Below are 12872 nucleotides of genomic sequence, written 5' to 3'. Positions count from 1 at the left end.
GAGCACGTCTGACATCTGGGTCGGGAGCAATCCGATCTCGATGGTGGGTACGCGGAGTGCAGGTTTCGCGGCAACGAGGCTTCGCGCCCTTGCCGGCGACGGCGCCTTTGCTCAGCTCGTTCGTTTTGCCCTCGTCGGCGGAGCCAGCAACATCTTGTACTTTGCCGCTTTTCTGGCGCTGCGCGGTGACGGAGCGCTGGTCGCCAACGCAGTTGGTGCGGTCTTGAGCACCATTCTGGCCAATGAGCTGCATCGCCGGCTCACCTTCCATGCCGCGGATCGCGTCAACTGGTTCACCGCGCAGTGGGAAGGTGGTGGACTCGCACTGGTCGGGTTGATCGCCAGTTCTGCCGCCATCAGTGCGCTCGGCTTCCTTCTCCCGGGCGCCGACGGGCTTCTTCAAGCCGGGCTTGTGATCGCCGTGAGCGGAATTGTCGGTGGCCTGCGATTCGTCGCCCTTCGCGGTTGGGTGTTCTGAGCGGTTCTCGAATTCGGATCGGACTCGGCTCGTAGGGAACACTGAGACCCATGAGCCTTTCGATAGCCGACTCCGGCATCCGTCTGGCTGTGCTCTGCATCGTCATGGCACTTGTCGCCACGCTCGTCTACCGATTCACCTATCTCGGTAGCGTTCGGGTGGTCCCCGGTGCCCTCGCTCGTGGCGCTCTTCAGTTGGCTGCGATTTCGTTGATCCTTGCCGCCGCCTTGGCCCACATCTGGTCGGCGCTCCTCGTGCTCGTCGGCATGTTCGTTGCAGCGTCTTTCACCGCGGCACGACGCTCGAACGCGGGGACGTCCGGAGTTTGGCTGACCATCGCGTTGGCGTCGGGAATCGGTGTGGTTCTGCCACTGATGCTGCTGTCCGGAGTGGTTCCGCTGCAAGGCGTCGCTCTGGTGCCGATCGGCGGCATTGTTCTGGGTGGCGCGATGACTGCAACATCGATGGCAGCCAAACGCGGACTCGACGCCGTCGACGACCGGTACGGGGAAGTGGAAGCAGCACTGAGCCTTGGATTTTCCCAACGCGATGCGCGGTGGGAGGTAGCCCGCACCGCTGCCTCCGATGCTCTGCTGCCTGGAGTCGACCAGACGCGCACCGTCGGCCTCGTGACATTGCCCGGAGCCTTTGTCGGTGTGTTGCTCGCGACGGGATCGGCCGTTCAGGCCGGTGCTGTGCAAATTCTTGTATTGGCAGGGTTGTTGTTGGCACAAACCTGCTCGGTGGCCGTGGCGTTGGAACTCGTCGCCCGCGGTTTCGTCTTTCGAGGTCAAGCTGTCAGGCCTGCGCGAGTTCGTTGATCTTGTCGCTGCGAAGGACGCGGCCGGGAAGATCGGGGGTGTTTGCCGCGAGGGTGATCATTGCCCTGCCGATGTTTTCACTGGTGGTCACGCTGCTGGGCCACACCCTGCGTAAGAGTGGGTGGAGAGGCACGGAGATTTGATACGACCGTTTCGATTCGTGAATCGTCCATGTATTCGACCAGCACTCTGTTGCCGACCATCACAACGGAACGGACTGGAGATCATCCGGCCGGAATGGCCAACTGAACGCTTGACCTGCAATTATGAGTCCATTTTGATCCGACTCGCGACTAAAGTCCCTACAAACCGGCTGGACGGTTGGCTGAAAATAGTTTTATGGACGAAGGAGTTGATGAAATACACGTTCTCGGATCGGAGTCCGCCGGTCGAATGGTAGAAGCGTCGGCGATCATCGTTCTCGGTGCGCTCTGTGCAGTAGTCGCAGGTTCGGGTGTGTTCTTTGTCGTCGGATCGATTGGTGGCTTCGCCCGATTGCTCTACCTGGTTGTTCGTGGTCCGCTCAACTCTTGCTCGGTACCGGTGTCGAATGTCGAGCTGGCGCCTTCGAGAACGTCATGTGGTCGTTGATGCTCCCGAACGTCGAGTGAAGACGATCAAGGATGTAGTTCTGACGCATGTTCCACGGTGACTTCGATCCCTGCTTCGGGAACTGTTCCACAGCACGCATGACGTACCCCGACGCCAGGTCCAGGATCGGCCGCTGGTCCATCTCTTCGCTCGCGTGCGGCACGCACTTCGAATAGCCGCGCTTGTCCATCTCCGTCAGCAGTCGGCAGACGTACATCGACGTGAGATCTGCTCGCAGAGTCCACGAGGCGTTGGTGTAGCCGACGCACATCGCGAAGTTCGGTACGTCGCTGATCATCATGCCCTTGTAGGCGTAACGATCACCGAGGGTGACGGGTTCGCCGTCCACTTCGATCGACATCCCGCCGCACGCTTCCATCTTCAATCCTGTTGCAGTGACGATGATGTCAGCTTCGAGTTCGCGACCTGACGCGAGACGAATTCCGGTCTCGGTGAAAGTGTCGATGTGATCGGTCTCGATCGAGGCCTTGCCGGATCGGAGGGCTTTGAACAAATCGCCGTCCGGTACGACGCACAAGCGTTGATCCCAGGGATCGTAGGTGGGTGTGAAGTGAGGATCGAGTGGGATCTCTTCCGGGAGTTGGCGACTGATCGCGAGGTTCAGCAACCGCTTTGCGCGCGCAGGACTGCGCCGGCACAGTTGGTAGAAACTCAGGTTCACTACGATGCTCTTCCATCGAGCGATGCTGTGCGCGAGTTGATTCGGCAGTACTGCGCGAATGGTGTCCGATAATTTGTCGCTGGACGGCAGAGCCAGAATGTATGTCGGTGATCGCTGGAGCATCGTGACGTGGCTTGCGTCCCGTGACATCGTGGGGACCAATGTGACTGCGGTGGCGCCGCTTCCGATCACAACGACCTTCTTGTCGGAGTAATCGAGTTCTTCGGGCCAGAACTGCGGGTGCACAACCTCGCCGGCAAACGATTCACGTCCGGGGAAGTCGGGGGTGTATCCGCCCTCGTAGCTGTAGTAACCGCTGCAGAGATAGAGGAAGTTACAGGTCAATGTTTCGTCTTCGTCGCCGGTCGTGACCGTGACTGTCCACGTCGAGTCCGCTGACGACCATGATGCGGCCGTCACCTTCCGGTTGTACCGAATCTTCTTGTCGATCCCGTTCTCTCGCGCGGTGTCGCGCACGTACCGGAGGATCGAATCACCGTCGGCGATTGCTTTGGCATCTGTCCACGGCCGAAACGGGTAGCCGAGCGTGAACATGTCGGAATCCGATCGGATGCCAGGGTATTTGAAGAGGTCCCAGGTTCCGCCACTGTTCGCACGGGCCTCGAGGATTGCGTACGACTTGCCGGGAAGCTCGGTCTGGAGTCGATACGCAGCACCGATGCCGGACAAGCCGGCGCCGACGATCAGGACATCGAGGTGTTCGGTGCTCATCAGTTCGGACTCCGTATCGATCGTGTGGGGCCACCGGGCAGACTAAGTGTTCGATCTCCACACTACTGAACGATGCTCAGTAAGGCGAGGATGACCATGTGATCGTCGGCGGTCGGATAGCCGCACACAGTGGTTTACCTGCGGCGTCGGTGAGGCCGAGGTCTCCGTGGAGCATGCCGGAAGCGTCGGCCTCCTCGGCGATGTGCTCGGGGATCGCGTCGAGCATCAGCTTTGCGCGCCGAAACATCTCGAACGTCTGGTCATCGGATACCGTCACCCAGGACAGGTAGATGAAGCGTCCGCGAGGTGGACCCTGGATGTATGGACCGAGTAAGTCCCAGGCACCGGACTTTCGCTCCAGACTCGCTGTCAGTTCCCATCGCACTGTCTCGGTATCTCCCGGTACGAGGTCGAGGATTTCGTGTGGCTTGCCTCGGCGCTGAACGCCGACGTGGATGTTGCTGCGCTCTTCGAAGGTTGCGGTTTCGGAACACTCACGTCCGGGCAGGCTGTGACCGGTGATGATGATCTGCATATCGACATCATGCTCTGCATAGGTCGGGAGGGGTTGGCGTGGTGAGTCGTTCGGGTAGAACCTCTGTTGCGGCCGTGGTGGCGAGCATTCTGTTGTCGGGTCTCGGGTGGGGGTCAGGTGTTGCAGTGGCGACGGCGGACGAACCGGAAGTCGCGGGCGCGCTGGAGTCCTATGGCGAACTCTCGGCCGCAGTGTTTCCGGTCGGCGCCGGTGAGACGCAGCGGGTCGTCTATCGAACTCTGCGTACCGCTGACAGATGGGGAGAGTCGTCAGGGTCCGTATTTCTGCCGGAAGGCGCCCCACCGGCGGGCGGTTGGCCCGTCATCTCCTATGCCCACGGAACTTTGGGCAGTGCGGATCAGTGTGCACCCTCGTCGACCGGACTCGGTCCGGGCGAGATCGAACCGATCGAACGCTGGTTGGAGCAGGGGTACGCGGTGGTCGCTACCGACTACTCGGGAGTTGGTACCGACGGGGTGCTGGCCTATCTCGACGGACATGCCGCCGGGGCGAATGCCGTCGACATCGTGCGGGCCGCGCACGAGTTGTACGGCAATGTGCTGAGTCCGCGGTGGATGGTCGCGGGTTTGTCCGAAGGTGGTCATGCGGCGTACTTCGCGGGACACGAGGCCACCACTCGTGCACCGGAATTGGATTTCCGCGGCTCGGTCGTTGTTGCCGGCCCCACACACATGGAAGGGCTGTTTCCGTTGGGCGGACCGCTGTTTCCCGACTTCGGCATCACCGGGCTGGTGGGATACGCGCTGTACGTTCTGGCCGGGATCGACGATCAACGACCCGAAGAGAACATTCGCGAGGTTCTCTCGCCGCAGGGGATCGAGTGGATGGAAAAGGCTCGGACACTGTGCGCCGGAGATCTCGGCCGCCACATTCGCGCCGAACGAATCCAATTGAGCTCGTTGTTTTCTCGGTCGGTATGGACGCCACGCTTCCACGATCTGTTTCGCGCGATGATGCAGGTGCCGGTCGACGGCTACGACCGTCCACTGCGCGTGGTGCAGAGCGTGTCGGACACAACGGTTCCTGTCGCCCTTACCTGGGCGCAACTGGTCGACATGCGTTCGCGGGGAACGCAGTTCGAGTATCAAGAACTCGCCGGAATCAGCCACGGTCAAACGACGGTCGCTTCGATGGACCAGACCATGGAGTTCGTCGATCGATTGATGAGGTGATGTCCTGGTGGTGTGGTTGTCCAGGGTGGCTGTTCAGCGCATACGCCGCGGACCGTAATCGTGGCCACCGTTGGCGAACCACACGATTGCCGCAATCGCGTACAGGATGCAGACCAGGAGTAGTAGGCCGCCTGCGATCCACAGCGAGATCTGACCGAGCCGTTTCACTCGATCGGACGCATACCGCGACCCGGCCACATCGCCGTCAGCCCACAGCGGATACACGTTGAAGGCGTGCGTGAAAGCGGAGAAGGAAAGCGGCCAGAAGAACAGCAGCGAGACCACTGCCCAGCCCGCATTGACGGGTGGTCGAATCGGGTGCTGAGGAACGGATTGCTGGACAGTGGGTTGATCCGGGGTGGTCATGGGGGCTCCTGACATGAGGTGGCCCTTTCGACGCTACTGCGATGGAGCTGAAGAATCACTGAAAAACGGTGTTCGGTGATGCGATGTGGATCAGCGGCGTAAGTGTGCTGGATCAGCCGCATTGCCAGTCGTGACCGCTGGTGGTGGTTCCGGGTCATTGTTGTGCAGACGAGGGGTGTTCACGTCAGCGCAACTCGATTCCGCTCCGCGAGCATCCTCGCTACCGGCAGGACGTCCTTTGCTGCCATCTCGATACGTTCGAATACCTCGGGATTGAGGATGGTCGTTCCGTCGAAATCACCGGAGCCGAGATAGATTCCGACCGGAGCGGTCAGCGCTTGGAAGAAAGCGAACAGTGGCCGCAGGGCATGATCCAACACGAGAGCATGGCGGTCGCTACCACCTGTAGCGGCAAGAATCACCGGAGTGTTGGCAAGCGCGTACTGGTCGACGAGATCGAAAAAATGCTTGAACATTCCCGTGTACGAACCGCGGAACACCGGTGACGCCGCGATGACGATATCGGCGGACTCGACTGCTGCCAGCGCTTCGGCGGTCACTGAGTCGACGTGATCGCGATCCAGAGCAGATGCAAGACCTGGAATCAGATCCACGATCTCGAAAACTCGTGTGTCGATCTGCTCGAAGTCTCCCAAGGTTTCGACGATCAGGTCGACGAGGGCACGAGTCTTGGAGGGTTTTTGGAGATTGCCGACAACGGCAACAATTTTGAGCGGTGTGCTCATCGAAACTCCTATTCTTGGGACGACTTCAGTGATTCGATTTCCTTACGCACAACGGGGGCTACTTCGGTGCCGAGGATCTCGATCGCACGCAGCATGTCCTTCTGTGGCACGTTGCCGAACCCCATCTGGATCATGATGCGGTCATGATGGAACAGTTCGTACTGCGCCATCGTCTTGTCGATGATTTCCTGCGGGCCGCCGAGGAAGAACGCACCCGCGGTGGTTGCCTGCGCTTCATATGCCCTGCGGGGCATGGGAACTCCGTTTCCGCGCTGATGATGATTCTGCATCCACCCGGCCTGGAAGTACGGGTACGACGTGTCGAGTGCTGTTTGCTTCGAGGTATCGACAAATCCTGGCGAAGCAATCGAGACAGCCAGTTTCTTCGGATCGTGTCCGAACTCCGCTGCAGCCCTGCGGTATAGATCGACGAACGGTTCGAACTGTTGGTAGCTTCCACCGATGATGGCCAGTGAGAGGGGCAGGCCCAGTTTCGCGGCACGGACGACAGAGGCCGGAGTGCCTCCGACTGCGATCCACACCGGAATCTGACGGTCCGGGCGGGGCGTCACGTCACCGTCGATCAGTGGTGGGCGAAGTTGTCCTTCCCAGTTGATCGGGTTTTCGTCGCGCAGTTTCAGTAGTAGATCAAGCTTTTCGGCGAAGAGTTCGTTGTACTGGGACAAGTCGTACCCGAAGAGCGGAAATGACTCCGTGTACGAACCTCGGCCGGCAATGATCTCGGCACGGCCTTCGGAAAGCAGGTCGACTGTCGCGAACTGTTGGAACACACGTACGGGATCGTCGGAACTGAGTACGGTTACGGCGCTGGACAGCTTGATGTTGTCGGTAGCCTGAGCCATTGCCGCGAGCACAACGGCAGGGGCTGAGACTGCGAAGTCGGTGCGATGGTGCTCGCCGACGCCGAAGACATCGAGTCCAACCTGATCGGCAACGGTTGCCTGCTCCACCAAATGACGAAGGTGGACACCGGGATTCATCATCGCGCCGGTGGTGGGATCTGGGGTGAGTTCACCGAAATGGTAGACGCCCAATTCGAAAGCCATGTTGTTTCTCGCTATCTGTTCGTGGGGGTGATGGAAAGCTGTTCTACGTGCGCATCGCATGCGCCGCCTTGATTCGTGTGATGTGTGGCAAGTCGGGAGAAGAAGCGTTCGAGCACCGGAAGCTCCTCGGTTTCAATGAGATCGGAGAAGTATTCGGCGATCCCTCGCGTGTGTATGGCGGACGCTTTTCGAAGCGTCTTCTTGCCCGCAGGCGTCATCGATACCGTCACGACGCGTCGATCGTTGTCCGGTCTAACGCGCTCCACTAATCCGGCCTCGACCAATCGATCGACGACGCGCGTCACGCCACTGGTGGTGACCAGGACCAGTTCGGCCAGATCGCCCATTCGGATCGTGTTTCCCGGAGCTTCGTGCAGTCGGAGCAGAACGTCGTACTGGCCAAGGGTGAGCCCGGTGGTGGTTCGAAGATCCGCCTCCATCTTGCCGAGGATGACGCTGTGGGAGACGACGAGGTCGCGCCACACACGACCACGTACGTGTTCATCAGTTGTCATCGGTGACGCCCTCCATTTATTTGCGACCGCAAGTATTGCTTACTCAAATAATACGCGTGCGACCGTCGAACTATTCCCTGCTCTTATTTGCGCTGGTAGCGAGGTATTGACTCGAACTCATGTTCGAGTATTGTTTGGGGAGGGGATCGGGGGATTCAATGAGTGTCTTGTTGTCGGATGTGGTGTCGGGTTCTGCGGTGGGGTTACGCGGACGCCTGTGGCGGTTGTCTTCTGCCGAGTTGCGTGCTGCTGCTGTCGAGGCGAGTGCGGAGATTCTGCGCCTGGAAGCGGTGCGTGTGGCGGTGGTGGACGAGTTGTCGTTGCGCCCGGATGATCAGGTGATTGCCAGCCGTGGAGTCGGGTCCTGGTTGGCGGCGAACACGATGCTGCAGGTTCGGGACGGGAAGAAGATCGCCGCGCTGGGTGCGGCTTTGCGGCCGTTTCCGGCGGTGGCGGCTCGGTTCGATGGCGGGGATTGCTCGTTCGATCATGCTGTGTTGATCGTGGCGTTCTGTGAGTCACCGCCGAAGGGCATGCCGGAGGAGGCGCTCCCTCGCTGTATCGATTTGTTGTTGGCTGCCGCGTCGGGGGTGGAGGCGACGACGACGAAAGTGCGGAACGTGATCGCGACGTTAGAGCGCATTTTCGAATCGGATGAGATTCCGCCCGCCGAGGATGTGGATCGGAATGAGTTGCGGATCGCGTCGACGTTGAACGGTCGGGTGGTGGTGCGTGGGGATTTCGATGCCCTCACCGGTGAAATGTTGTTGTCGGCGTTGTCGAATCTGACGATGCCCACCCCGGCACCGGATGGGACGCCGGATTCTCGGTCGGCGGCGAAACGGACGGCGGACGGGTTCACGGAACTAATCCGCCGGTATCTCGATTGCGCTAAGACCGGAACCGATGGTGGTCGGCGTCCGCACGTGAATGTGCACATCAATGCTCGGGATCTGGTCGAGCATCGGGATTGTTCCGCACAGTCTTCGGATTCGGGTGATGACGGCTCACTGGACCTGGCCGATCTTGATGTCGGGCACATGCCGTGGCTGGGGCCACTGTCCGTCTCGCAGACCAGACTCCTCGGCTGCGACTGCTTCCTCTCCACCGTCCTGCTCGATGGCCACGGCGCACCCTTGGATGCGAAACCCGGAAAACGATTGGTCACCCCCGAACAGCGAGTGGCCTTGATCGCCCGAGACAAAGGCTGCGCGTTCCCGGGGTGTTCATGTGTGCCTGCCTGGACGGATGCGCACCATATCCGGCACTGGGCGAACGGCGGCCCGACGGTGATGAACAACCTGGTCCTGCTGTGCCGTTCACATCACCGACTGATGCACCGGAAATCCGGGTTCGTCGGCAAATGGGAAATCCGAATCGGCGCCGACAACAAACCCTGGTTCATCCCGCCGCCCTCGATCGACCCCGGACAGCAACCCAGGCCGGCGAACACCACCTTCAAAACCTGAGAGGTCAAACCTCTTTGGCGACAACAGAACACGGACCGAGCACCGCATCGAAGGGATCCTCCGATGCGGTGCCAACCGGCCGTGGAGGAGTCGAATCAGCGCTTCGAACGCTTGTGGCGGTACATCTCCGCATCGGCCGTATCCCAAGTCTCGGAAAGGCTTTGGGTCATGGAAAAGTCGGCTCGACCGATCGAACAACAGACGTCGGCATTCCGGAACGCCTTCTCCAAACACTCGAGCAGGTAGTCGACGGCGCGCGGCTGTGTATCGGGCAGAGCGATTCCGAACTCGTCTCCGCCCAACCGTGAAACCACCGCACCAGGGTGCGCGCACGCTGCCAAGATCTTGCCGGCCCTTTGAACGTATTCGTCGCCCGCGGCGTGGCCGAGTTCGTCGTTGATGGTCTTCATGCCGTCCAGATCGACGATGATGATAGCTCCCGGATCGGCGAATTGGCGGTACCGAGTTTGCTCGGCCTCGAGGATGCGATTCCACCCGCGCCGATTGAGAAGACCTGTCAACGGGTCGGTCTCGGCATCGAGTTGCGCAGTTTCGGCCAGTCGGACTGACTGCGCGCGCTGATAGTCGACATCGAGAATGGTTCCGAGAAGTCGGCACAGGAGATTGAGGAGGGCTAGGTTGTCCTCGAGTGCGGAGTCGCCCGCACTCGGGTCGGCGCCACACAGAGTGCCGAAGAGACTGCCGTCGTTGTGGAGGATTGGGATGCTGACGTATGCGCCAATGCCTTCCCACCTGCCATCACGGGACAGTGCGCGCACGAGCGCCCGATTCGAAGAGACTGGCGGCGCATTTCCGAGTACCACCTCGCTGCATATGGTGTTTGGCCAAGCCCGGGTCTCGCCGACTTCGATGTGGAGTGGGTTGGGTGAGACGGTGAGAAAGATTTGATTGGACCCGTCGAACCGCGTGATCGACCACAGTGCCAGCGGAAGATATTCGTCGAGGTAGGACACGACCGAGCGACTTGCGTCGTCGAAATTCGTCAAAGGTGGCAAGAGTGGCAACATCGGGATGGTGCGCGTCTGGCCGTGCGGCATTTTGACCTCCTGATCGACCCTAGGATTCTGTCGATGTTCAGGCTCTTGGTCCCGCGTGCGACAAATCTTCCACGAACAGTCTGCCTCGAGAATCCTCGCGATTGCTGAAAGTGTGCTGTGATTCTTCCGACCGCGGGGCCGTTGATTCTTTGGTGGCCAGCTAATCTTCCGGTATGGAGCTGGCGCGTGGAGCGAACACAGTCGTTGAGGGAACTTCGCTGAAGGTGGCGGTGAACGGTAGCGCCCCGGGCACGGTAGACCTGATGGTGTTCCAGCTCGACGAACGGAACGAAGTACGGGACGACGCAGATTTTGTCTTCTTCAATCAGCCGGTCTCACCCGAAGGCGCGGTGCGCTTGGAGTCCGGCGGCGTCATCGAAATCGACATTGCGAGGTTGCCCGCTGACATCCATCAGCTGAGTGTTGCCGTGGCACTTGATGCGGCGGCAAACGGAACCCTGTCTGCTGTCGGGGGCCTTGGGATCGTGGTGGAGCAGGTTGGTTCCACCGCCATCGCGGCTCAGGCTTTGGGGTTGACGAGTGAGAGAGCAGCGGTTCTCGTCGAGATCTATCGCCGCGGCACGGGCTGGAAGCTGCGAAACGTGTCAGCTGGCTGGGACAGCGGATTGGCGGACCTGGTAACAGCATTCGGCGTTTCGGTCGACGAGGAACCGCCGGCTCGACCCGCCGGCTCTGCTGAATCGACAGGCGGTATCCGGACCGTGCCCGACGAAGCCAAACTCTCCATGGTGAAGCGGGAGAAGCTGGACCTCCGAAAGCGCGAAGTGGCCAAGGTCCTGCTGACCAAGGGTGGCAACGGAATTCGGGCACGGGTGGTCCTGGTGATCGACAAAACCGGAAGTATGGCCAAGCAGTACCGCACCAGAGTGGTGCATCGTGTTGTCGAACGCATGATTCCCGTTGCGATCCAACTCGATGACGACGGCAAGCTGGAGCCGTACTTGTATGCAGTCAGCTTCGTCAAACTTCCCGAGATCTCTGTCCATGACGCGGAAGAGTGGTCGGATACCTACCTGCACTTGCGCGGCTCGCACGGCGGATTCAACTACGACAAGATCGGCGCCGCAAATCGTGAAGTGCCGATCATGACTGAGATTCTTTCCGGCCTGACACGTGGTTCCGCGCCGACGCTCGTCCTGTTCTTCACCGACGGTGGCTTCAGCGAGCGCAAGGAAATCACGAAATTGATGCGCGAAGCGTCTGGGCTCCCGGCCTTTTGGCAGTTCGTCGGAATCGGCAAGGCCAACTACGGAGTGCTGGAGAAGCTCGACGACCTCGACGGCAGGGTGGTCGACAATGCCGGATTCTTCGCGCTGGACGACATCGACACCGTCGACGACGCCCAGTTGTACACCCGTTTGCTGAGTGAATTCCCGGATTGGCACAAGGCAGCTGTAGCCGCGGGCATCACAACGCCGTGATTTAGCTGGTCGAAACCAACTGCGGTGCATTCTCTTTCAAGAATTCGTCGATGTGCGCCCAGGTGGAGTCTCTCGCGGTGGGGCCGGCAACGAGCCCGAGGTGACTTCCCGGCGCCTTCTCGAACCGGACCGACGGCGCTCCGGTGAGGACCGACGTGATCGCTTCCACCGAAGCGATGGGTGCAATCACGTCAGTGGTGCCGCCGATCGCGAGAACGGGAACGCTCAGAGCTGACAGTTTGATCTCGCGTCCGGCAAGCGTGACGGCGTCGTTGTAGAGATTGTTGCCGAGCATGAGTTGTTCGCAGATCTGCTGAAAAGCCTTGCCAGGGTATCCAGGCATGGCTGCCATGAACTTGTCTATCGATTCCATGCGAGCCAGTGTCTCGGTGTTGTGGAGGTTGCGCATGATGAACCATGGCTTGAGAACTTCGCGCTGCAACGCCGTCACCTTGTAACTCGCCTGAACGAGTGGAGCAGGTAGTCCGCCGACAAGATTGGTCGCGGACGTGAGTGGGGTGTCGCCCGTGTATTTGCCGATCAGCCTCAAGGGGCTGATAGCGGGAATCTTCGTGTAATCGATTGGCGTTCCGATTGCCGTGATCGATGCGATCGGCAGGTCGGAGTGAGCGGAGCCCGTGAGCAGAGACATGGTCCCGCCGAGGCTCCACCCGATCAGCGAAACCGGTGCGCCGTCATGTAGGTCCGAGATCGTACGGATCGCTTCCGGGATGATGTCGTCGACCCAGGCCTCGAAACCCATCCCGCGGTCGGAGTACCGCATGGTCCCGTAGTCGAGGAGGTAGGGCGTGTTCGCCCCATCCAGTAGGTGCGCGGCGAGGCTTTGGCCCGCACGAAGGTCGTAACAGTCGGCTGAAACCGCGAGGGGCGGTACGAGGAGAACCGGATTACCTCTTGGCCTCCACAATGCGCCGAAGCGATACAGATCGCGGTGTGGACCTTCGCTGATCAGTACGGACGGGGTGCGTTCGGTCTTCTCGACACCGTCGCCGAACGAGAGTCCCCATGCATTGCGTGCTGCGGTGTCCAGCGTCGGACGCCACGTCGCGATCAAACCACTGATATCGAGCACTGGTTCCCCTCGGAGTCGAATCGGCGGACGGCCGAGTCAGCCGCGCTCGGTGTATGTTACCTGCCTTCACATACATCGATCTCG

At 60.3% G+C, this 12872-nt stretch carries 13 protein-coding genes; 5 read left to right on the top strand and 8 right to left on the bottom strand.

Going from position 1 to position 12872, the window contains the following annotated elements; translation table 11 throughout:
* Positions 1 to 40: 40 nt before the first annotated feature.
* A complete protein-coding gene (locus A0W34_RS23725) occupies positions 41 to 478 on the top strand; it encodes a GtrA family protein (protein WP_020908979.1) in 438 nt (145 codons plus the stop codon).
* A 50-nt stretch (positions 479 to 528) separates the two neighbouring features.
* The gene (locus A0W34_RS23720) at positions 529 to 1299 is read left to right on the top strand and encodes an ABC transporter permease (RefSeq protein WP_042452705.1); all 771 of its coding nucleotides are present in this window, start codon (positions 529 to 531) and stop codon (positions 1297 to 1299) included.
* A gap of 523 nt (positions 1300 to 1822) precedes the next feature.
* On the opposite strand, the gene A0W34_RS23715 is transcribed toward A0W34_RS23720, so the two are convergent.
* Entirely contained in the window at positions 1823 to 3304 is a 1482-nt protein-coding gene (locus A0W34_RS23715; RefSeq protein WP_081558378.1) for a flavin-containing monooxygenase, read from the bottom strand.
* 76 nt (positions 3305 to 3380) lie between these two features.
* Entirely contained in the window at positions 3381 to 3839 is a 459-nt protein-coding gene (locus tag A0W34_RS23710; protein WP_042452701.1) for a DUF5990 family protein, read from the bottom strand.
* A 38-nt stretch (positions 3840 to 3877) separates the two neighbouring features.
* On the opposite strand from A0W34_RS23710, the gene A0W34_RS23705 reads away from it, so the two are divergent.
* Entirely contained in the window at positions 3878 to 5032 is a 1155-nt protein-coding gene (locus tag A0W34_RS23705) for an alpha/beta hydrolase (protein WP_081558377.1), read from the top strand.
* A 33-nt stretch (positions 5033 to 5065) separates the two neighbouring features.
* Here A0W34_RS23705 and A0W34_RS23700 read toward each other — a convergent pair whose 3' ends face one another.
* From A0W34_RS23700 to A0W34_RS23685, 4 genes are all read right to left on the bottom strand, one after another.
* Complete coding sequence (locus tag A0W34_RS23700; protein ID WP_007731480.1) at positions 5066 to 5398, bottom strand: CD225/dispanin family protein; 333 nt, start codon at positions 5396 to 5398, stop codon at positions 5066 to 5068.
* Positions 5399 to 5577: 179 nt separating this feature from the next.
* Entirely contained in the window at positions 5578 to 6144 is a 567-nt protein-coding gene (msuE, locus tag A0W34_RS23695; protein ID WP_064073449.1) for an FMN reductase, read from the bottom strand.
* Between the two features lie 8 nt (positions 6145 to 6152).
* Positions 6153 to 7211, bottom strand: coding sequence for an LLM class flavin-dependent oxidoreductase (locus tag A0W34_RS23690; RefSeq protein WP_047271106.1), 1059 nt, complete (start codon positions 7209 to 7211; stop codon positions 6153 to 6155).
* Positions 7212 to 7222: 11 nt separating this feature from the next.
* Positions 7223 to 7726, bottom strand: coding sequence for a MarR family winged helix-turn-helix transcriptional regulator (locus tag A0W34_RS23685; protein WP_007731489.1), 504 nt, complete (start codon positions 7724 to 7726; stop codon positions 7223 to 7225).
* Between the two features lie 158 nt (positions 7727 to 7884).
* On the opposite strand from A0W34_RS23685, the gene A0W34_RS23680 reads away from it, so the two are divergent.
* Positions 7885 to 9195: an HNH endonuclease signature motif containing protein gene (locus A0W34_RS23680; RefSeq protein ID WP_081558376.1), complete on the top strand. Its 1311-nt coding sequence runs from the start codon at positions 7885 to 7887 to the stop codon at positions 9193 to 9195.
* Between the two features lie 95 nt (positions 9196 to 9290).
* Here the strand turns inward: A0W34_RS23680 and A0W34_RS23675 are convergent, their stop codons facing one another.
* A complete protein-coding gene (locus tag A0W34_RS23675) occupies positions 9291 to 10253 on the bottom strand; it encodes a sensor domain-containing diguanylate cyclase (protein WP_081558375.1) in 963 nt (320 codons plus the stop codon).
* A gap of 173 nt (positions 10254 to 10426) precedes the next feature.
* On the opposite strand from A0W34_RS23675, the gene A0W34_RS23670 reads away from it, so the two are divergent.
* Positions 10427 to 11695 (top strand): vWA domain-containing protein, encoded by a 1269-nt coding sequence (locus tag A0W34_RS23670; RefSeq protein WP_081558374.1) that lies wholly within the window; start codon positions 10427 to 10429, stop codon positions 11693 to 11695.
* Position 11696: 1 nt separating this feature from the next.
* Here A0W34_RS23670 and A0W34_RS23665 read toward each other — a convergent pair whose 3' ends face one another.
* Positions 11697 to 12788: an alpha/beta fold hydrolase gene (locus A0W34_RS23665; protein ID WP_007733778.1), complete on the bottom strand. Its 1092-nt coding sequence runs from the start codon at positions 12786 to 12788 to the stop codon at positions 11697 to 11699.
* Positions 12789 to 12872: the final 84 nt, after the last annotated feature.

The sequence above is a fragment of the Rhodococcus sp. BH4 genome (genome assembly GCF_002079265.1).
Classification (GTDB): domain Bacteria; phylum Actinomycetota; class Actinomycetes; order Mycobacteriales; family Mycobacteriaceae; genus Rhodococcus_F; species Rhodococcus_F qingshengii.
This window is presented reverse-complemented; position numbering and strand designations above follow the sequence as displayed.

Coding starts and splice junctions, on each gene's coding strand:
- A0W34_RS23725 (WP_020908979.1), top strand. CDS start 41: ATGGTGGGTACGCGGAGTGCAGGTTTCGCGGCAACGAGGCTTCGCGCC.
- A0W34_RS23720 (WP_042452705.1), top strand. CDS start 529: ATGAGCCTTTCGATAGCCGACTCCGGCATCCGTCTGGCTGTGCTCTGC.
- A0W34_RS23715 (WP_081558378.1), bottom strand. CDS start 3,304: ATGAGCACCGAACACCTCGATGTCCTGATCGTCGGCGCCGGCTTGTCC.
- A0W34_RS23710 (WP_042452701.1), bottom strand. CDS start 3,839: ATGCAGATCATCATCACCGGTCACAGCCTGCCCGGACGTGAGTGTTCC.
- A0W34_RS23700 (WP_007731480.1), bottom strand. CDS start 5,398: ATGACCACCCCGGATCAACCCACTGTCCAGCAATCCGTTCCTCAGCAC.
- msuE (WP_064073449.1), bottom strand. CDS start 6,144: ATGAGCACACCGCTCAAAATTGTTGCCGTTGTCGGCAATCTCCAAAAA.
- A0W34_RS23690 (WP_047271106.1), bottom strand. CDS start 7,211: ATGGCTTTCGAATTGGGCGTCTACCATTTCGGTGAACTCACCCCAGAT.
- A0W34_RS23685 (WP_007731489.1), bottom strand. CDS start 7,726: ATGACAACTGATGAACACGTACGTGGTCGTGTGTGGCGCGACCTCGTC.
- A0W34_RS23680 (WP_081558376.1), top strand. CDS start 7,885: ATGAGTGTCTTGTTGTCGGATGTGGTGTCGGGTTCTGCGGTGGGGTTA.
- A0W34_RS23675 (WP_081558375.1), bottom strand. CDS start 10,253: ATGCCGCACGGCCAGACGCGCACCATCCCGATGTTGCCACTCTTGCCA.
- A0W34_RS23670 (WP_081558374.1), top strand. CDS start 10,427: ATGGAGCTGGCGCGTGGAGCGAACACAGTCGTTGAGGGAACTTCGCTG.